This is a genomic window from Streptomyces sp. NPDC057616 (assembly GCF_042800575.1).
Lineage (GTDB): Bacteria > Actinomycetota > Actinomycetes > Streptomycetales > Streptomycetaceae > Streptomyces.
The window spans coordinates 211,255-229,614 of record NZ_JBHVGU010000003.1 but is presented as its reverse complement, the minus strand read 5'-3'; the positions used below and the strand labels follow the sequence as shown (position 1 = coordinate 229,614).

The following is an 18,360-nucleotide window of genomic DNA, read 5'->3' as shown; positions in this document are numbered from 1 at the left end:
TGCCCGGCCGGTAAAGGCCCGCCCGCTGCCCACCGCCGCCCGCGCCGCCTGCGCCGCACCAGCAGCACCGCCAGTCACGGTGCTCAGCAGCGTGACCGCCGCCAACCCGCCCCGCCCTCAGCCCGCCTGCCCGGCGGGCAGGCCGGCCCGCCGCCCCCGTTGCACCAGCAGCACGATCAGCCCGATGCCCAGCCACACCGCGCCCACCACCTGTGCCGCTCCGGACGCCTCCACGATCACCGCCACCGTGATTGCCGCCCCGAGCACAGGGATCAGGACGTGGCGCCACCAGATCACCGGGCCTCCCGCCCGGCGTACCGCGAACCAGCCCACCACGCTCGCGTGCAGGAGTGTGAAGGCCGTCAGGGCGCCGATGTCGACCACGGAGACCAGGCGGTCCATGCCGTCGTCGCGGCGGGCCGCCCACACCGCCGCGACGAGCGTGATCACGGCCGCGCACAGCAGCGCCACCCGCGGCAGCCCCGAATCGGTCCTGGCCAGCGCACGCGGCAGCCTCCGGTCCCGCCCCATCGCGAACAGCAGCCGCCCGGCCGCCGCCTGCCCGGCCAGCGCCGCGAACGCCGCCCCGATCGCCTTGCTCGCCGCCACCAGGTCGTGCAGCCACGTACCGACCGAGGTGTCCACGGCGTCGTAGAAGGCGGACCCCTGCTTGCCGGGATCGGCGGCCAGCTGCGCCGACGTCGTCGGCTCCAGGAGCGCCACCAGGTACGTCTGCGCGATGAACAGCACGCCCGCGAGCGCGAGGCAGAACAGCAGGGCCCGCGCGACCTTCTGCGAGCCGCCCGTGACCTCCTCCGCGAAGGTGGCGATGGCGTCGAAGCCCAGGTAGGACAGCACGGCCACGGAGACCGCGCCGATCACCGCCGACAGCGCGAACGGCCCCTGCGTCCCGTCCCCGGACAGCGGCGACCACCAGCTCCGCACCGCGCCGTCCTGCCCCAGCACCACCAGCGCCGACACGACGAACACCAGCAGCACCACGATCTCCATGGCCAGCACCAGGAAGCCGGCGCGGGCCGCGGCGCGCACGCCCCACAGGTTCAGCGCCGTCGTGACGACGACGGCGAGCGCCGTCCACACCCAGCGCGAGACCCCCGGCACCAGGGCGTTCATCGCGATCCCGGAGAAGAGGTAGGCGACCGCCGGAATCAGCAGGTAGTCCAGCATCGCCATCCACCCGGCGACGAACCCCGCCTCCCTGCCGAGCGCCGCACGCGCGTAGGCGAACACCGACCCCGCCTGGGGCACCACCCGCACCATCTGCGCGTAGCTGAACGCCGTGAACGCCATCGCGACCGTGGCGACGACGTAGACGAGCGCGACGGCCCCGTGCGACTTCGCGTCCAGGGTGCCGAACACGCCGACCGGCGCCATGGGTGCGATGAACAGCAGCCCGTAGACCACCAGATCCCGCAGGCCGAGGCTGCGCCGCAGGTCATGCCCGTCGTCTGTGGTCCGCGCCGCCGTGCCGGTACTGGACATGGTGCCTCCGCAGGTGCCTCGTCCGTCGTGTCCTTCCCCACCCCTCCCACTCCACGGCCAGTCTCCCCGAGGAGGCGATCTTCGACCCCCCGAACGTGGCCCTACGATGGACGTATGACTGCTTCGCCTGGCCGCCGTGTCCTGCTCGCCGCCCCCCGGGGCTACTGCGCGGGTGTGGACCGCGCCGTGATCGCCGTCGAGAAAGCCCTGGAGCAGTACGGGGCTCCGGTCTACGTCCGGCACGAGATCGTCCACAACAAGTACGTCGTGCAGACCCTGGAGAAGAAGGGCGCGATCTTCGTCGAGCGGACCGAGGAGGTCCCGGAGGGCAACATCGTGATGTTCTCCGCGCACGGCGTCGCCCCCGTCGTCCACGAGGAGGCCGAGCGCGGCCGTCTCGCCACCATCGACGCGACCTGCCCCCTGGTCACCAAGGTGCACAAGGAAGCCGTCCGCTTCGCCAACGAGGACTACGACATCCTCCTGATCGGGCACGAGGGCCACGAGGAGGTCATCGGCACCTCCGGCGAGGCCCCCGACCACATCACGCTGGTCGACGGCCCCGGGGACGTCGCCAAGGTCGAGGTCCGCGACCCCTCCAAGGTCGTCTGGCTCTCCCAGACCACGCTCTCCGTCGACGAGACCATGGAGACCGTCGACGCGCTCAAGGAGAAGTTCCCGCAGCTCATCTCCCCGCCCAGCGACGACATCTGCTACGCCACGCAGAACCGCCAGCTCGCGGTGAAGCAGATGGGCGCCGAGGCCGAGCTGGTGATCGTCGTCGGCTCCCGCAACTCCTCCAACTCCAAGCGCCTCGTCGAGGTCGCCAAGCTCGCCGGTGCGCGCGAGGCGTACCTGGTGGACTTCGCCGACGAGATCGACGAGACGTGGCTGGAGGGCGTCTCCACGGTCGGCGTCACCTCCGGCGCCTCCGTCCCGGAGATCCTGGTCGAGCAGGTCCTGGAGTACCTGTCCGGGCGCGGCTTCGAGGACGTGGAGATCGTCAAGGCGGCCGAGGAGTCCATCACCTTCTCGCTGCCCAAGGAGCTGCGCCGCGACCTGCGCGAGGAGGCGGCGGCGCTGATCGCGGAGCGAACGGGCGGCTCGCAGGAGTGACGGTCAGTCGTCCGTCGTAACGTAGGGCCATGCAGATCTTCGGTGTGGACATCGGCGGGTCCGGGATCAAGGGCGCCCCGGTGGACCTGGACAAGGGCGACCTGGCGGCCGAGCGCTACAAGGTGCTCACCCCGCATCCGTCGACTCCCGACAGCGTGGCCGACGGGGTGCGCGAGGTCGTCGAGCACTTCGGCTGGCAGGGCCCGGTCGGCCTCACCTTCCCCGGCGTGGTCACCGGCGGCTCCACCGTCCGTACGGCGGCGAACGTCGACAAGAGCTGGGTGGACACCGACGCGCGCGCCTTGTTCGGCGAGCGTCTCGGCGGCCTGCCGGTGACGGTCGTCAACGACGCGGACGCGGCGGGCGTCGCCGAGGTGCACTTCGGCGCGGGCAGGGACCGCGCCGGCACGGTCATCCTGCTGACCTTCGGCACCGGCATCGGCAGCGCTCTGTTCGTCGACGGCAGGCTCGTGCCCAACACCGAGCTGGGCCACCTCGAGCTGAACGGCCACGACGCGGAGAAGCGCGCCTCCAGCAAGGCCAAGGAGGACGGCGAGCTGACGTGGGAGCACTGGGCGCGCCGGGTGCAGAAGTACCTCGCCCACGTCGAGATGCTCTTCTCGCCCGAACTGATCGTGGTGGGCGGCGGCGTCAGCCGCAAGGCGCAGAAGTTCCTGCCCTTCATCGAGGGCATCAAGGCCGAGATCGTCCCGGCCCAGCTGCAGAACAACGCGGGCATCGTGGGGGCGGCGATGCGGGCGGCGGAGAGCTAGGACCCCGTCCTCAGAGCGCGGGCGGGCGGCGCCGGTCGGCCCGCCTGCGCATCAGGCTGACCTTCCGTACGGTCGCGACCGCGCCCGCGACGAACGTCCCCGCGTACAGCCACAGGGCCTGCGTCGCCAGCGCCGTCACCAGTCCCATCAGCCGGCCGGACATGCCTCCGTCGCCGTCCGCCACGGGCAGCAGGCCCACCGCGAAGGCGATCGGCACGACGACGGGCGGGGACGCCAGGTCGCCCTTGCGCACCCAGAGCGCGGTCAGCAGGCAGACGGGCAGGAACAGCACGCCGTAGACCGTCGGCGAGGCCCCGAACAGCAGCCGGTCGAGACAGCCCAGCACGAACATCAGCGCCCCGCAGAACAGGCCGCCGCCGAGCCCGGTCAGCCGCGGATTGGGCATCCGCCGCACCCGCCGTACGGCCTCGGCCAGCGGCGCGGCGGGCGGCCGTACACCCGCCGGGCGCTCCGCGGGACGGGCGGTCGGGGAGCGCTGCGCGGCGGGCCGCACGCCGTCGCCGGTGCCGCCGCCCGCACCGCCGCGGCCGCCGCGCTTCGCCTGTGGGGGCAGCGGGGACCTGCCGCGTTGCGTTCCGTTGCGCGGGGGTGGCGTCCTGTGTTGCTCCACCGGACCAACTTAGGTCGGCTTATGTGTCGAATCGCCCATCAGACACGCCGATGGGAAGAGCTTGGCCATGCGTTCGACGGGGCGCCGGGGCGGGCCACGGCACGCCGTAGACTGGTGGATCGGCCCGCCCCCGCACCGCAGAAGGACCGGGCCCGCAGCCCCCAGTCCCCCTGATGTCTCTCACGTACGGGAAGTCGCAACGTGTCGCTCACGATCGGAATCGTCGGTCTGCCGAATGTCGGCAAGTCGACCCTTTTCAACGCCCTGACCAAGAACGACGTGCTCGCGGCCAACTACCCGTTCGCCACGATCGAGCCCAACGTGGGCGTGGTCGGCGTCCCCGACCCGCGACTGACCAAGTTGGCCGAAATCTTCGCCTCGCAGCGGGTGCTGCCGGCGACGGTCGACTTCGTCGACATCGCGGGCATCGTGCGCGGCGCCTCCGAGGGCGAGGGCCTGGGCAACAAGTTCCTCGCGAACATCCGTGAGTCCGACGCGATCTGCCAGGTCATCCGCGCCTTCAAGGACGAGAACGTCGTCCACGTCGACGGCAAGGTCTCGCCCAAGGACGACATCGAGACGATCAACACCGAGCTGATCCTCGCCGACCTGCAGACCGTCGAGAAGGTCCTGCCCCGGCTCCAGAAGGAGTCGCGGATCAAGAAGGACGTCGCGCCCAAGGTCAAGGCGGTCGAGGAGGCCAAGGCGATCCTGGAGAAGGGCGACACGCTCTTCTCCGCGGGCATCGTCCAGGGCTCCGGCAACGAGGAGCTCCTGCACGACCTGCACCTGCTCACCACCAAGCCCTTCCTCTACGTCTTCAACGTCGACGAGGACGAGCTGGTCGACGAGGAGTTCAAGAACGAGCAGCGTGCTCTCGTCGCCCCCGCCGAGGCGATCTTCCTGAACGCCAAGCTGGAGGCCGACCTCGCCGAGCTCGACGAGGACGAGGCGCTCGAACTGCTCCAGTCCGTCGGCCAGGACGAGCCGGGCCTCGCCACCCTCGCGCACGTGGGCTTCAACACCCTCGGCCTGCAGACCTACCTGACGGCCGGCCCCAAGGAATCCCGCGCCTGGACCATCAAGAAGGGCGCCACCGCCCCCGAGGCCGCCGGCGTCATTCACACCGACTTCCAGAAGGGCTTCATCAAGGCGGAGGTCATCTCCTTCGACGACCTGGTGGAGACCGGCTCGGTCGCCGAGGCCCGCGCGAAGGGCAAGGCGCGCATGGAGGGCAAGGACTACGTCATGCAGGACGGGGACGTCGTGGAGTTCCGCTTCAACGTGTAGCGGGTGATCTACCACCTGCGGAGTGCCGACTTCGGGCGCGGGCCGCAGACGCCGGCCAGGGTGCGGTCTGAAAGGCCTCGGCGGGGGCACTCGGCCTTCTGCGGCGCCGATGGGTGCCGGTCCCTGAAGGAAAGAGAAACCCGTGTACATAGGTCTGGGTACCGTCGTCATCATCATTGTCATCGTCGCCGTCGTCATGATGATGCGCCGCCGCTGACCCGTGCCCCTCGTGCCGCACGATCCGTCCTGACCCCAGCCCGCCCCGGATCGCTTTCCCAGGATCCCCGGGCGGGCTCGGTCCGCCCAGGGGACACGTGGTCAGTGGGGGGTTTCGTCTCCGTGGCTGCGCAGCAGCTCCTTCGTCTTGGCGACGGCGAAGCCCCAGCCTTGTTCGACGGTGGGTTTGGCGGGGACGGCGATCTCGCCCGGGTTGGTGAGGACGTCGAGGAGGACCGGGCCGGGAGTGGCGAAGGCACGGCGTACGGAGTCGGCGAGGTCGGCCGGATCGGTGACGCGGATACCGGTGATGCCGATGGCTGTGGCGACGGCGGCGAAGTCGGGGTTGTCCAGGACGGTCCCGAACTCGGGGAGCCCGGCCTGCTCCTGTTCCAGCTTGACCATGCCGAGGCGTCGGTTGTCGAAGACGACGAGTTTGACCGGCAGTTGGTAGGACTTGAGCGTGATGAGGTCGCCGAGGAGCATGCTCAGGCCGCCGTCGCCGCAGAAGGCGACGACCTGGCGGTCGCGGTCCACGTACTGTGCGCCGAGTGCCTGCGGCATGGCGTTGGCCATGGAGCCCAGGTTGTAGGAGCCCAGCAGCCGACGCGTCCCGCGCATCTCGACGAACCGTGAGAGCCAGACGGTGGCCATTCCGGTGTCCGAGGTGAAGATCGCGTCGTCGGCGGCGCTGCGGTCCACGGCGGCGGCCAGTGCCTCCGGTCGGATGCCGTGCTCGCGGTTGTCCAGCGCGGAGCGCACCCTGCCGACCAGACCCTTGTCGTGCGCGGGGTCAGCAAGCCGTGCCTGGTCCTTCCGCCAGCTCCGGAAATGCTTGCGCGCCTCCTCCAGGTGCCCCCGGTCGCGGGTTCCGCCCGCGCGGGCCGACCCGGCGGGCAGGTGGTCGAGAAGGTCGCGCACGGTGGCTCCGACGTCGCCGACGAGACCGAGGTCCACCGGGACGCGGCGGCCTATGTGTGCCGGCTCGGTGTCGACCTGGACGACCGTGCGGCCCTCGGGATACCAGTCGCGGTAGGGGAAGTCGGTGCCCAGAAGGAGCAGGGTGTCCGCGGACTGCATGGCCGCGGCCGCCGCCGGGTTTCCGATCAGACCGGTCTGTCCCACCTGGAAGGGGTTGTCGCCCTCGAAGCCCTCCTTGGCCTTCAGCGTCAGCACCATCGGGGCCGCGAGGCGGTCCGCGAGCGCGAGGACGTCCTCGCGGGCGGCTCGTGCGCCCTGCCCGACCAGCAGGGTGATCCGGTCCGCGTGGTCGAGGAGGTCGCAGGCCCGGCGTACGGCGGGGGCCTCGGGGCGGGTGGTGGGCGTGGTGAGGGAGAGGCGGGCCGGGCGGTCCGTGTGCAGTTCCCGGTCGCCGATGTCGCCCGGCACGGTGAGGACCGCGACGCCCTTGTGGCCGAGGGCGTTGCGCACCGCCGTCTCAAGGAGCTGTGGCAGCTGGTCGGGGTCGGTGACCGTGGCGCGGAACACCGCCACGTCACGGAAGAGCAGGTCGTTGTCGATTTCCTGGAACGCGTCGCTGCCCAGCTCGGACAGGGGGACCTGGCCGGCGACCGCCAGTACGGGCGTACGGCTCTTGGCCGCGTCGTAGAGGCCGTTGAGCAGATGGACGGAGCCGGGGCCGACCGTGCCCATGCACACCCCCAGGCGGCCCGTGAGCTGGGACTGGGCACTCGCGGCGAAGGCGGCCGCCTCCTCGTGACGGCAGCCCACCCACTCCACGTCGTCGGTGGTGCGGATGGCGTCGGTGAGGGGGTTGAGCGCGTCTCCTACGACGCCGAACACCTGACGGACGCCGAGTTCGCTCAGGGCGTCCACGATGACGCGGGCGACGGTACGTGCCACGGATTTCCTCCAGGTCGGATCACGAAGTGGGCCCAGGTCAGACGGTGAAGTGGTCGGGGTCGGCGGCCTTCCAGTCGGCGGCCCAGCCGGCGGGTGGCTCGACCAGCAGTTGTCCGGGCGACAGCCAGTCGTAGAGCTCGTCGTAGGAGTGCACGGTCTGCGGGTCGATGCGCCGTCGCAGCATGTGCGGCTGGAGCTGTGCGGGGTCGGTGACTCCCATGGAGGCCATGATGTGCAGTGCGCTGCCCACCGTGGCCTCCTGGAGGCGCCGCACCCGTGCGGCCTTGTCGCCGACGTCCAGCGCGCGGGCCCGTCGCGGGTCCTGCGTCGTGACGCCGACGGGGCAGGTGTTGGTGTGGCAGCGCTGGGCCTGGATGCAGCCGACCGCGAACATCATGGCGCGGGCCGCGTTGCCGTAGTCGGCGCCCTGGATCAGGCGTTTGACGAGGTCCGTCCCGGTGGCGATCTTGCCGCTGGCGCCGATCCGGACCCGGTCCCGCAGACCGGCACCGACCAGGGCGTTGTGCACGGTCATCAGACCTTCGGTGAGCGGTGTGCCGACGTGGTCGGCGAATTCGAGCGGTGCGGCACCCGTGCCGCCCTCCGCGCCGTCGACGATGATGAAGTCGGGTGCGGTGCCCTCCTCGATCATCGCCTTGCACACGGCGAGGAACTGGCGCCGTGAACCGGGGCACAGCTTGAAACCGGCCGGCTTGCCGCCGGACAGCTCACGCATCCGCGCGATGAAGCGGACGAGCTCACGAGGCGTGGAGAACACCCGGTGGTAGGGCGGCGAGATGACGGTCCGTCCCTCGGGGACGTCCCGCACCCGGGCGATCTCCGCGTTCACCTTGGCTCCGGGCAGTACACCCCCGATACCGGGTTTGGCACCTTGTGACAGCTTGAGGGACACGCACTTGACGCTGTCGCCCGCCGCTTTCTCGGCGAACTCCCCGGCATCGAAATCCCCGTCCCGGGTCCGGCAGCCGAAGTAACCGGTACCGATCTCCCAGACCAGGTCACCGCCCGGGCGCAGGTGGTACTCCGACAGTCCGCCCTCGCCGGTGTCGTGCGCGAAACCTCCGGCGGCGGCCCCCTGGTTGAGTGCCAGGACGGCGTTCGCGGACAGCGAGCCGAAGCTCATCGCGGAGACGTTCAGCAGGGCCATGTCGTACGGGCGGGTGCAGTCGGGGCCTCCGATGCGTACGCGCGGCGGGTGTTCGGGCACCGGGCGGGGAGCCATCGAGGGAACCAAGTACTCGTAGCCCGCCTGGTACACGTCGCGTTCGGTGCCGAACGGCTCCTCGGCGGCGGTGCCCTTGGCCCGCTCGTAGACGATGCTGCGGATGTCCCGGTCGAAGGGCCGCCCGTCGAAGTTCCGCTCGACGAAGTACTGCTGCAGCTCGGGGCGGATGCGCTCCAACAGGAAGCGGGCGTGCCCGATCACCGGATAGTTGCGCAGCACCGAGTGCCGTCGCTGGGCCAGGTCCCACACACCGATCGTGCCGAGTACGGCCAACGGCACCGTCGCCGGCCACCACCAGGGCGACACCACCACGGCCGTACCGACCACTGCGAGGGCGGCGCACACGACCGCCGCGACCATTCCGGTTCTCAACACGAGCCACGAGTAACCCGCTTGGCCCGTCTCATGCGGACCGACCGCACCGTCCCGGCGGTGCCCACACGCCGTCGTCCACCGGGGAGCCTGAAAAGGATCCTGTTACGAAAATGCAGGCGTGGACGAGGAAGCGGTGGGCACATGCCGGTTCGGAGGTTGACAATTATGGTTCCCCTGCTTCTCGTTCTTCTGCTGGCTCTGATTCTCTTCGGTGCGGGTTTCGCGCTGAAAATTCTCTGGTGGGTTGCGATCGTCGTGCTGGTTCTGTGGCTCGTCGGCTTCGTCGCACGTCCGAAGGGTGGGAGTGGCCGCTGGTATCGCTGGTAGTTGACCGGCAGAAATATTTCCGGGCAAGGGTCCGAGATAATTATGAATTCTGGCTTGAACGCGAGGTGTTCAACCCGGAACCGCGGGCACTCGCAGGCAAGAAGGTCGAAGACACCGCAGTGTGCGACGTGCGGCGAAGGAGGATCGGCGGGAATTCCTGCCGCCTCCGTTTACTGGAGGAGTTGTTTTTCGCGTGACTGAGAATGTGTGGAGTTACAGGTCGACCGCGGGTCGTCTTGCGGACGCGGACCTCACCGGATACAAGGTCGAGGCCACGGACGGCGGCATCGGCAAGGTCGACAAGCACTCCGACGAGGTCGATGACGCCTACCTGGTCGTCGACACCGGTGTGTGGATCTTCGGCAAGGAGGTCATGCTCCCGGCGAGCACGGTCGTGAGCATCGACCCGAACGAGCGGAAGGTCTTCGTCGGCCTCACCAAGCAACAGATCAAGGAAGCCCCGGAGTTCGACCGGGAGAAGCATCTCGGCGACCCGGGCTACCACGACGAGCTGGGCACCTACTACGGCACCGGTCCGCACGCCTGACCCGACACCCGCTCCGAGCACCACGGCCCCGGGACTCTTCGACGAGTCGCGGGGCTCTCGTGTGCCCGGGGCGCGGGTTCGGGCGATGCGTGGGGCCCCGGCATGGAGGTCACTCACGTAGCTCATGGCCGCCGCGGTCGATCAGGCTCTCCACGCGGCCGACGATGCGGGCCGGGCCGCGTCGAGGACCGGAGACCTGCCCGCTCCGAAGTCCTCAGGGGGCGTCGGTGAACTCGAACTTGTCGGCGGGGCGCTCCTCGGCATCATCGGCGCCCTCGTCGCCGTCCCCGCGGCCGTCGCCGGGGAACCGTGAGACGATCGCGCCGTCCCGAGCCCCGCTGCGGATTCTGGTCGGCGGCCGTTCGGTGGAGCCGGCCGTCAGCCCAGGGCACGTCGCTCTCGCCGGGGCTTGTGATCGCGTTCCGCTTCAACGTCCGAGTTCCCCCTCCGTCACCCGCAGGCACGCCTCCGCGTAGGCCCGCACCAGGGGCCTGCGGTCCTGTGCCCGCCAGGCCAGGACGTACCGGCTGGGGGCGATGCCGCGGACCGGCCGTGTCACCACGCCGCCCAGGGTGAGCAGCGGGATGTTGCCCGCGGCCACCAGGCACACGCCGAGGCCCGCGACCAGCGCCTCGTACGTCTCCTCCGTGCTCGCGATCTCCGCGCCGATCCGGGGCGGGCGGCCGGCCCGCTCCTCCAGGGCGAGCCAGTGGTCCCGGAGCGGTCCCGTCTCCGGCGGCAGGGCGAGGAAGGGCTCGTCGGCCAGGTCCGCGAAGTCGATCGCGGAGCGGCCGGCGAGCGGATGGGACTCCGGCAGGGCGACGTGGCGCGGCTCCTCGGCGACCACCGTCCAGGCGAAGCGCTCCTGGTCCGGCAGGGGCAGCCAGACGAAGGCCACGTCCGCGTCGCCGTCCGCGAGGCCCGCGGTCGGGTCCTCCCAGCTCACCTGGCGCAGCCGGACCGCGGCCTCGGGGTGCGCGGCCGTGAACCGGGAGCGGATCGCGGGCAGCAGCCCGCCGCGTCCGGGACTGGTGCTCATGCCCACCACCAGCGTGCTGCGCAGCGCGGCCCGCGCCTGCTCCATCGCCGACGCGCCCCGCGCCCAGGCGTCCAGCACCCGCCGGGCGTGCGGCAGCAGCGCGGTCCCGGCCGCCGTGAGCGCCACGCCGTGCCGGTCGCGGCGCAGCAGCTCGACGCCCAACTGCCGCTCCAGCGCCCGGATCTGCTTGCTCAGCGCGGGCTGCGAGACGTAGAGCCGCTCGGCCGCGCGCGTGAAGTGCAGCTCCTCGGCGACCGTGACGAAGTACCGCAGGTCCCGCACATGGACGTCCGTCGTCATAACCATCGGTTGTCACCGTAGGTCTTGGACGGGCGGGGGTCCACGGGAGCAGCCTGGTTCCCGAGCGACGAGGACGGCCGAGGAGAGCCGTTCGGAGCGCTCCCTACGGAGGCTGGGTGTCATGAACAAGGTGTGGCTGATCACCGGTGCGAGCAGCGGACTCGGGCGGGCCGTCGCGGCAGCGGCCGTCGCCGCGGGCGATGTCGTGGTGGGCGCCGCCCGGCGGCCCGAGGGCCTCGACGACCTCGTGGCCGCCCACCCCGACCAGGTGGAGGCGCTGCGGCTGGACGTGGCCGACGTCGCCGCCGCGGGGCCCGCGGTGCAGGACGTGATCGCGCGGCACGGGCGGATCGACGTCCTGGTCAACAACGCCGGCCGTACGCATGTCGGCGCCTTCGAGGAGACCACCGACGCCGAGCTGCGCGACCTGTTCGACGTGCACGTCTTCGGGCCCGCGGCCCTCACGCGCGCGGTGCTGCCGCACATGCGCGAGCGGCGCTCGGGCGCGATCGTGCAGATGAGCAGCATGGGCGGCCAGATGTCCTTCGCGGGGTTCTCGGCATACAGCGGCACCAAGTTCGCGCTGGAGGGCCTGTCGGAGGGGCTCGCCGACGAGGTGCGGGAGTTCGGCATCAAGGTGCTGATCGTGGAGCCGGGGTCCTTCCGGACGGCGCTGTTCGACAGCAGCCGTGCGGGGGTCAGCGCGGACAGCGGGGTGTACGACGGTGTGAGCCGGACCCGCTCCGTCGTCGCCGGGGGCGACGGCACCCAGGGCGGTGACCCGGCGAAGGCGGCGGCCCTGGTCCTCGCCGCCCTGGACGCCGAGGAGACGCCGCTGCACCTGCCGCTCGGCGAGGACGGCGTCGAGGCGGTCCTCGGCAAGCTCGACCAGGTGCGCACGGAGATCGCCGCCTGGGAGAAGCGTACGCGCGCCACGGCCATCGGCGACTGAGGCACCCCAGGCCACCCGCGGCCGGTGGCGGAGCCGGCCGTCCGCCACCGCTCCCGTTGTCGTACCCCGGTGCCAAGATGTGCGGACCGGGACGGACGGCGCGGGAGGGGTGGCATGGCACAGACGGGGGAGGTGCGGGAGCCGCCCGTGGGGCGGCGGGCCCGGGAGCTGTGCACGCAGGGCACGCGGCTGTACGACGCCGCCCGCACCGTGCTCACCGACCATGCCCGCGCCCTGGAGGCCGTGCGCTCCGCCCTGGCCCCGCTGAGGGACGAACTCGTCGTCAAGGAGCTGGAGTCCATCCCGATCGGTCGGCTCAAGGACGCCACCGAGGGCCGGCTGCGCCTCGCGGCGGTCGAGGCGGCCGGCCTCTCCTCGGTGCGCGCGGTGTACGAGGCGAGCCGCTACGAGCTCCGGCAGATCCCCGGGGTCGGCGCCCAGACCGCCGACCAGGCCCTGGCCGCGGCACGGCAGATCGCCCGGGCGGTGGAGGAGACGGTCACCGTCCGGATCGACGTCGACCGGCCGGAGCCGCGCACCACCGCGCTGGTCGTCGCCCTGCACCGGCTGGTCGAGGCGGGTCCGGAACTGCGCCGGGCGGTGGACACCGCGGAGCAACTCGACCGCAGGCTGCGCGAGTTGCTCCCCGCCGCCCGCCCGGCCACCGGCCGGCTGCGGCTGGCCCTCACCGGGCGGCGCCGCAGGGAGGCCGCCCTCGCGGCGACGGCGGAGCTGCGCGCGCTGACCTCCGAGGCCAGGGACAAGGGCACCCGGCTCCAGCTGACCCAGGCCGCCACCGACCTGCTGCGCGGGCCGGCCTCCGACATCGAGGCCTGGGTCGACTTCGAGCTGCGCTCCGCCGAGTACTACAGCCAGCTCGCCGAGGTCTCCGAGCACCGCCCGGACGAGGCCGCCGCCGAGGGCTTCCTGCCCTCCGAGGTGGCCGAGCGGGTGCACGCCCAGCCGCTGGACGACACCCACCGCCGGGTCTCGCTGCGCGGCTACCAGTCCTTCGGCGCCCGGTTCGCGCTCGCCCAGCGCCGCGTCGTCCTCGGCGACGAGATGGGGCTCGGCAAGACCGTCCAGGCCATCGCCGCGCTCGCCCACCTCGCGGCCGAGGGGCAGACGCACTTCCTGGTGGTGTGCCCGGCCAGCGTCCTGATCAACTGGACGCGGGAGATCCGCTCCCGCAGCGCCCTGCGCGCGGTGCCGGTGCACGGGCCCGACCGGCAGGAGGCGTACGCCGACTGGCGCGAGCGCGGCGGCGTCGCCCTCACCACCTTCGACCTGCTGCACACGCTCCCCGCGCCGGACGGCACGCCGCCGGGCATGCTCGTCGTCGACGAGGCGCACTACGTGAAGAACCCCGTCACCCGCCGCGCCCGCTCGATCGCGAGCTGGACGGGGGCCTGCGACCGCGTCCTGTTCCTCACCGGCACACCGATGGAGAACCGGGTGGAGGAGTTCCGCGCCCTGGTGCGGTACCTCCGCCCGGAGCTGGTGCCCGCCATACGCGACAGCGACGCCGTCGCGGGCCCGTACGTCTTCCGCAGATCGGTCGCGCCCGCCTATCTGCGCCGCAACCAGCAGGACGTGCTCACCGAACTGCCCGCGCTGCTCCAGGTCGACGAGTGGGAGGAGCTCGGCGCGGCGGACCAGGACGCCTACCGCACGGCGGTCGCCGAGGGGAACTTCATGGCGATGCGGCGGGCCGCGTACGCCGACCCGGAGAAGTCCGCGAAGCTGCAGCGGCTGCGCGAACTGGTCGCGGAGGCCGCCGAGAACGGCCTGAAGGTGGTCGTGTTCTCGTACTTCCGCGAGGTGCTCGCCACCGTGCGGCTCGCCCTCGGGGACGAAGTGTTCGGGCCGGTGTCCGGCTCCGTGACCGCGGCCCGGCGCCAGCGGCTGGTCGACGACTTCACGGCCGCCGACGGGCACGCGGTGCTGCTGTCGCAGATCGAGGCCGGCGGCGTCGGTCTCAACCTCCAGGCCGCGTCCGTGGTGATCCTGTGCGAGCCGCAGGTCAAACCCACCCTGGAGCACCAGGCCGTGGCCCGCGCCCATCGCATGGGGCAGCTCCGCACGGTCCAGGTGCACCGCCTCCTCGCCACCGACAGCGTCGACGAGCGCCTGTTGCGCATCCTGGAGAACAAGGACCGCCTCTTCGACGCCTACGCCCGCCGCAGCGACGTCGCCGACGCCACCCCGGACGCGATCGACGTCTCGGACGGAGGCATCGCGCGGCGCATCGTGGAGGAGGAGCAGCGCAGGCTCGCGGGCGCCGGGGACACGGCCGCCGACTCCTGACCCGGCCCGCCGTGTGGCCAGGCAGTTCACCGCGGGCGACGGGTTCCGCGATCACCGTTCCGTCCCCGCTCACCTCACGCTTACCATGCGCCCAGTCGTACGCCGGTTCAGTGCGTCAGTGTCCGAAGCAGGAGCACGGTGCCCGTGTCCATACCTCCGCCGCCTGGGCCCCACCAGCCCCAGGAACCCCAAGGGCCGTACCCGCAGGGCCAGTTCCCTTCGTATCCCCAGGGCCCCTACGGCGCTCCCGGACCGTATCCGTACCAGCCCTGGGGCCAGGGCTACAGCCCCTTCAACCGCCCGGCCCCGGTCAACGGCGTCGCCATCGCCTCCCTGGTCCTCGGCATCCTCTGCTTCGTCCCGGCCGTCGGGCTGGTGCTCGGCGTCATCGCGCTCGCCCAGATCCGGAAGCGGGGCGGCCGCGGCAAGGGCCTGGCCGTCGCGGGCTCGATCCTCTCCACCGTCGGGCTCGCGCTGTGGGCGCTGGCGCTCGCCGGCGGCGTGCACTTCTACACCTGGTCCGGGGTCAAGGACGCCGCGGGCAGTCACGGCAGCGCCTACTCGCTCACCGAGGGCGACTGCTTCCACGCCCCGAGCGGCTCCCTGGAGGGCACGGCCTACGACGTCGACAAGGTGCTCTGCGAGAAGGAGCACGACGGCGAGGTCTTCGCCGTCTTCCAGATGAAGGGCGGCTCCGCCTACCCCGGCGACCGCAAGGTCACCGACACCGCCGACACCCGGTGCTACCAGCTGCGCTACCGCTACGCCATGGACGCCTGGGCGGTACCGGACGACGTCTACGTCTACTACATGACGCCGACCCGGGACAGCTGGGGATTCGGCGACCGCGAGGTGACCTGCCTGTTCGGCAACACCGACGAGACGGCCGGTCTGACGGGCTCGCTGCGCAACGACGAGCAGAGCCTGAGCGACGACCAGGTCGCCTATCTCAAGGCGGTCGACGTGGAGAACGCGGTCCTGGACCGGCAGCCCGTGGACAGTCCCGACGACGACCTCGAGGGCAGCCGCGCGTGGGCCGGGCAGATGTCGGCCGCGCTCGCGCGCGAGGCCACGCTGCTGCGCGGGCACACCTGGCCGGCGGGCGCCGCGAAGCCGGTCGCGAAGGTCGCCGCGAAGGTGGCGGCGGGCCGCAAGGAGTGGGCCCTGGCCGCGAAGGCGACCGACGCGGACGGCTTCTACGCGCACTACGACCGGGCCATGGTGCTCGCGGACCCCGACACCTCCGTCACCGCACGCAAGGCTCTGGGCCTGGCCACGACCCCGCCCGTGTCCGGCGACGGGAGCGGCGGAGGGGACGACGGGGGCGACGGTTCGGGGTTCGATGTGTGATCGCCGCCATAGTGGGGAGAAAGTGCCTGCGTGAAGCCCTCCCCACGCACATGTCACTACATCGAGTGATTCTCTGGCCTTTACTTGCACCGCCGAACCCACGGTTGCCACGCTGTTGCTGTCTGTACAACCTGATGGGAGCGGCCAGTGACATTCGGTGAGCAGCCGGCGTACCTGCGCGTCGCGGGTGATCTCCGCCAGAAGATCGTCAATGGCTCGCTGCCGCCGCACACCCGTCTCCCGTCCCAGGCCAGGATCCGCGAGGAGTACGGCGTCTCGGACACCGTCGCGCTGGAGGCCCGCAAGGTGCTGATGGCGGAGGGCCTGGTCGAGGGCCGCTCGGGTTCGGGGACCTACGTCCGCGAGCGTCCCGTGCCCCGCAGCGTCGCCCGCTCCGGCTACCGCCCGGTGGGCGGGGCCACACCCTTCCGCCAGGAGCAGGCCGACGGTGACGGGCGCGGCACCTGGGAGTCGAGCAGCGCCCAGACCGAGGCCAGCGCCTCGGTCGCCGAGCGGCTCTCCATCAAGCCCGGCGACCGCGTCATGCGCACCGGATACGTCTTCCGGGAGGCCGGCGAGGCGATGATGCTCTCCACCTCCTGGGAGCCCCTCGCAGTCACCGGCCGTACCCCCGTGATGCTGCCCGAGGAGGGCCCGCTCGGCGGCATGGGCGTCGTCGAGCGCATGGCGGCGATCGACGTGATCGTGGACAACGTCACCGAGGAGGTCGGCGCCCGCCCGGGCCTCGCCGAGGAGCTGCACGCCCTGGGCGGTGTGCCCGGCCATGTCGTCCTCGTCATCCAGCGGACGTTCTTCGCCTCGGGCCGCCCCGTGGAGACCGCGGACGTCGTCGTGCCGGCCGACCGCTACCGCGTCGCGTACCACCTCCCAGTGAAGTAGCGCACACCCTCACGGCGGCGGGCCCGGGCGCCCCCGCGCCGCCACCCCCGCCGGGCGCCCCCGGAGCGCGCCCGTCCGCCGGTGGATTCTGGCCGTTCTCGCAGGTCGCTCCCGCCCATGTCCGACATGCCCCTGACCGGATGCGTCGTCGTCCCCGCGCGGCGCACTCACCGTCGTGCGCCCCCCGCGGCCTGGCCGGTTGCGTACCTCCTTGTAAGAAGTCGTATTCGCTGCGTAAAGGTTAGGCGTAGGCTCAGGCATATGCGGATTGCGGTTTCCTTATCGGGTGGGGCACGGCACGAACCGCGGACGGGCAGCGGTCGGGCCGGGACGGGAAGGAGCGGTGGGGCGTGATGAACGACGGCACGATCACACTTCCCTGGCTCGTCATACGGCAGGACGACAACGGCAATCGCTACCGCGTGGGCAGGTACGCGACCAGGGCCGAGGCCCAGAAGATCGCGGACAGCCTCGACGGTCGTGAGCACAAGCAGCTGTACTGGGTCGAGCGCATCGGCCAGAACGGAGACGCGTCCCGCAACTGACCGGCCCGTGCCCGGCTCCGCGAGCGCGCCCCCCGGTCCCGTAGGCTCCCGCGCATGACGGAACGGATCGTGGTGGTGGGAGCCGCGCTCTTCGACGCCGGCCGCCTGCTCGCCGCGCGCCGGAGCGCGCCCGCCGAGCTGGCCGGCCGCTGGGAACTGCCCGGCGGCAAGGTGGAGCCGGGCGAGACGCCCGAGGCGGCCCTGGTGCGCGAGCTGCGCGAGGAGCTCGGCGTCGAGTCCGGGACCGTCGCGCGCATCCCGGGGGAGTGGCCCCTGAGGTCTCCGTACGTCCTCCAGGTGTGGACCGCCCGGCTGCACCCCGGCTCCGCCGCCCCCCGGCCCCTCCAGGACCACGACGCGCTGCGCTGGCTCGCCCCGGACGAGATCTGGGACGTGGACTGGCTGGACCAGGACGTGGCCGCGGTGCGCGAGGTGAGCGCGCGGCTCGACGCCTCCACCCGCTGAGCGCCCCTTCCTACGCCGTTCGTGCCACTGTGCGCCGCGCTGGACGGTACTTGCCCCCGGATATCGGGTATGTGGCCATTAACCCCACGAAACCGGACATGGGCGGGCTTGGCTGGGAAGTGATCGGCGTGATCGACACCGAAGGCGGCTGCGCCGAGTGGAGCTTCCCCGCGGAGCCGGGTGCCGTCGGCAAGGCGCGCGCCGCGGTCCGCGCCCAGCTGCACACCTGGGAGCTCGACGCCCTCGGCGATCTCGCCGCCCTGCTCGTCAGCGAGCTGGTGACCAACTCCCTGCGGCACGCCACCGGACCCATCGGTGTGCGCCTGGTGCGTCCCGCGAATCTGGAGGACGTGCTGCTCGTGGAGGTCTCCGACCCGCTCCCGGACCCGCCGCGCGAGCGCGTCGCCCGCCCCGAGGACGAGAGCGGACGCGGACTCCAGCTGGTCGCCCTCGCCTCGCGCCGCTGGGGCACCCGGCCCGGCGAGGCGGGCAAGACGGTGTGGTTCGAGCTCGCCGTGCCGGGCTGAGAGGGCCGGGAGGCCGGGCCCGCCGTGCGCTGCACGAAGGGCTGCGCACCGTCCGCGGGCCCTGTACGCGGGTCATGATCGTGTACAG

Annotated in this window: 18 protein-coding genes; 13 read left to right on the top strand and 5 right to left on the bottom strand. The window is 71.8% G+C overall.

Annotation, left to right across the window (positions count from 1 at the left end; translation table 11 throughout):
- Positions 1–117 precede the first annotated feature (117 nt).
- Positions 118–1,503, bottom strand: coding sequence for an APC family permease (locus tag ACFU97_RS04595; RefSeq protein ID WP_384250772.1), 1,386 nt, complete (start codon positions 1,501–1,503; stop codon positions 118–120).
- A gap of 114 nt (positions 1,504–1,617) precedes the next feature.
- Between ACFU97_RS04595 and ACFU97_RS04590 the strand changes: the two genes are divergently transcribed.
- Together ACFU97_RS04590 and ppgK are read left to right on the top strand one after the other, a co-directional pair.
- Entirely contained in the window at positions 1,618–2,619 is a 1,002-nt protein-coding gene (locus ACFU97_RS04590; RefSeq protein ID WP_384250770.1) for a 4-hydroxy-3-methylbut-2-enyl diphosphate reductase, read from the top strand.
- Positions 2,620–2,648: 29 nt separating this feature from the next.
- Complete coding sequence (gene ppgK, locus ACFU97_RS04585; RefSeq protein WP_384250768.1) at positions 2,649–3,392, top strand: polyphosphate--glucose phosphotransferase; 744 nt, start codon at positions 2,649–2,651, stop codon at positions 3,390–3,392.
- A gap of 10 nt (positions 3,393–3,402) precedes the next feature.
- Here the strand turns inward: ppgK and ACFU97_RS04580 are convergent, their stop codons facing one another.
- Positions 3,403–4,023, bottom strand: coding sequence for a DUF6542 domain-containing protein (locus tag ACFU97_RS04580; RefSeq protein ID WP_384250765.1), 621 nt, complete (start codon positions 4,021–4,023; stop codon positions 3,403–3,405).
- Positions 4,024–4,224: 201 nt separating this feature from the next.
- Between ACFU97_RS04580 and ychF the strand changes: the two genes are divergently transcribed.
- Positions 4,225–5,313, top strand: coding sequence for a redox-regulated ATPase YchF (gene ychF, locus ACFU97_RS04575; protein WP_384250763.1), 1,089 nt, complete (start codon positions 4,225–4,227; stop codon positions 5,311–5,313).
- Positions 5,314–5,631: 318 nt separating this feature from the next.
- On the opposite strand, the gene ACFU97_RS04570 is transcribed toward ychF, so the two are convergent.
- Both ACFU97_RS04570 and ACFU97_RS04565 read right to left on the bottom strand, forming a co-directional pair.
- The gene (locus ACFU97_RS04570) at positions 5,632–7,392 is read right to left on the bottom strand and encodes a thiamine pyrophosphate-dependent enzyme (RefSeq protein ID WP_384250761.1); all 1,761 of its coding nucleotides are present in this window, start codon (positions 7,390–7,392) and stop codon (positions 5,632–5,634) included.
- A gap of 37 nt (positions 7,393–7,429) precedes the next feature.
- Positions 7,430–8,998 (bottom strand): FMN-binding glutamate synthase family protein, encoded by a 1,569-nt coding sequence (locus ACFU97_RS04565; RefSeq protein WP_384251131.1) that lies wholly within the window; start codon positions 8,996–8,998, stop codon positions 7,430–7,432.
- A 156-nt stretch (positions 8,999–9,154) separates the two neighbouring features.
- On the opposite strand from ACFU97_RS04565, the gene ACFU97_RS04560 reads away from it, so the two are divergent.
- The 3 genes from ACFU97_RS04560 to ACFU97_RS04550 all read left to right on the top strand — a co-directional run bounded on the left by ACFU97_RS04560 (position 9,155) and on the right by ACFU97_RS04550 (position 10,200).
- Positions 9,155–9,340 (top strand): hydrophobic protein, encoded by a 186-nt coding sequence (locus ACFU97_RS04560; RefSeq protein WP_384250758.1) that lies wholly within the window; start codon positions 9,155–9,157, stop codon positions 9,338–9,340.
- Positions 9,341–9,533: 193 nt separating this feature from the next.
- A complete protein-coding gene (locus ACFU97_RS04555) occupies positions 9,534–9,887 on the top strand; it encodes a PRC-barrel domain containing protein (RefSeq protein ID WP_384250756.1) in 354 nt (117 codons plus the stop codon).
- A 124-nt stretch (positions 9,888–10,011) separates the two neighbouring features.
- Positions 10,012–10,200 (top strand): hypothetical protein, encoded by a 189-nt coding sequence (locus ACFU97_RS04550; protein WP_384250753.1) that lies wholly within the window; start codon positions 10,012–10,014, stop codon positions 10,198–10,200.
- Between the two features lie 114 nt (positions 10,201–10,314).
- Here ACFU97_RS04550 and ACFU97_RS04545 read toward each other — a convergent pair whose 3' ends face one another.
- A complete protein-coding gene (locus tag ACFU97_RS04545) occupies positions 10,315–11,232 on the bottom strand; it encodes a LysR family transcriptional regulator (protein WP_384250750.1) in 918 nt (305 codons plus the stop codon).
- 115 nt (positions 11,233–11,347) lie between these two features.
- Between ACFU97_RS04545 and ACFU97_RS04540 the strand changes: the two genes are divergently transcribed.
- The 7 genes from ACFU97_RS04540 (at position 11,348) to ACFU97_RS04510 (ending at position 18,272) form a co-directional block, all read left to right on the top strand.
- Positions 11,348–12,178 carry an oxidoreductase gene (locus ACFU97_RS04540; protein ID WP_384250747.1) on the top strand — a complete coding sequence of 277 codons (831 nt, stop codon included), beginning with the start codon at positions 11,348–11,350 and terminating at the stop codon, positions 12,176–12,178.
- Between the two features lie 114 nt (positions 12,179–12,292).
- Positions 12,293–14,485 carry a DEAD/DEAH box helicase gene (locus ACFU97_RS04535; protein WP_384250744.1) on the top strand — a complete coding sequence of 731 codons (2,193 nt, stop codon included), beginning with the start codon at positions 12,293–12,295 and terminating at the stop codon, positions 14,483–14,485.
- A 144-nt stretch (positions 14,486–14,629) separates the two neighbouring features.
- Positions 14,630–15,835 (top strand): DUF4190 domain-containing protein, encoded by a 1,206-nt coding sequence (locus ACFU97_RS04530; protein ID WP_384250741.1) that lies wholly within the window; start codon positions 14,630–14,632, stop codon positions 15,833–15,835.
- Between the two features lie 147 nt (positions 15,836–15,982).
- A complete protein-coding gene (locus ACFU97_RS04525; protein ID WP_384250738.1) occupies positions 15,983–16,735 on the top strand; it encodes a GntR family transcriptional regulator in 753 nt (250 codons plus the stop codon).
- A 353-nt stretch (positions 16,736–17,088) separates the two neighbouring features.
- Positions 17,089–17,280: an SPOR domain-containing protein gene (locus tag ACFU97_RS04520; RefSeq protein WP_384250735.1), complete on the top strand. Its 192-nt coding sequence runs from the start codon at positions 17,089–17,091 to the stop codon at positions 17,278–17,280.
- 54 nt (positions 17,281–17,334) lie between these two features.
- Positions 17,335–17,745, top strand: coding sequence for a (deoxy)nucleoside triphosphate pyrophosphohydrolase (locus tag ACFU97_RS04515; protein ID WP_384250732.1), 411 nt, complete (start codon positions 17,335–17,337; stop codon positions 17,743–17,745).
- A gap of 98 nt (positions 17,746–17,843) precedes the next feature.
- Positions 17,844–18,272, top strand: coding sequence for an ATP-binding protein (locus tag ACFU97_RS04510; RefSeq protein ID WP_384250729.1), 429 nt, complete (start codon positions 17,844–17,846; stop codon positions 18,270–18,272).
- The last annotated feature ends 88 nt before the right edge of the window (positions 18,273–18,360 follow it).

Bases quoted from the DNA above. Each gene is read 5' to 3' on its own strand.
- ACFU97_RS04595 (WP_384250772.1), bottom strand. From the start codon at position 1,503: ATGTCCAGTACCGGCACGGCGGCGCGGACCACAGACGACGGGCATGAC.
- ACFU97_RS04590 (WP_384250770.1), top strand. From the start codon at position 1,618: ATGACTGCTTCGCCTGGCCGCCGTGTCCTGCTCGCCGCCCCCCGGGGC.
- ppgK (WP_384250768.1), top strand. From the start codon at position 2,649: ATGCAGATCTTCGGTGTGGACATCGGCGGGTCCGGGATCAAGGGCGCC.
- ACFU97_RS04565 (WP_384251131.1), bottom strand. From the start codon at position 8,998: ATGGTCGCGGCGGTCGTGTGCGCCGCCCTCGCAGTGGTCGGTACGGCC.
- ACFU97_RS04560 (WP_384250758.1), top strand. From the start codon at position 9,155: ATGCCGGTTCGGAGGTTGACAATTATGGTTCCCCTGCTTCTCGTTCTT.
- ACFU97_RS04550 (WP_384250753.1), top strand. From the start codon at position 10,012: ATGGCCGCCGCGGTCGATCAGGCTCTCCACGCGGCCGACGATGCGGGC.
- ACFU97_RS04545 (WP_384250750.1), bottom strand. From the start codon at position 11,232: ATGGTTATGACGACGGACGTCCATGTGCGGGACCTGCGGTACTTCGTC.
- ACFU97_RS04540 (WP_384250747.1), top strand. From the start codon at position 11,348: ATGAACAAGGTGTGGCTGATCACCGGTGCGAGCAGCGGACTCGGGCGG.
- ACFU97_RS04535 (WP_384250744.1), top strand. From the start codon at position 12,293: ATGGCACAGACGGGGGAGGTGCGGGAGCCGCCCGTGGGGCGGCGGGCC.
- ACFU97_RS04520 (WP_384250735.1), top strand. From the start codon at position 17,089: ATGAACGACGGCACGATCACACTTCCCTGGCTCGTCATACGGCAGGAC.
- ACFU97_RS04515 (WP_384250732.1), top strand. From the start codon at position 17,335: ATGACGGAACGGATCGTGGTGGTGGGAGCCGCGCTCTTCGACGCCGGC.
- ACFU97_RS04510 (WP_384250729.1), top strand. From the start codon at position 17,844: ATGGGCGGGCTTGGCTGGGAAGTGATCGGCGTGATCGACACCGAAGGC.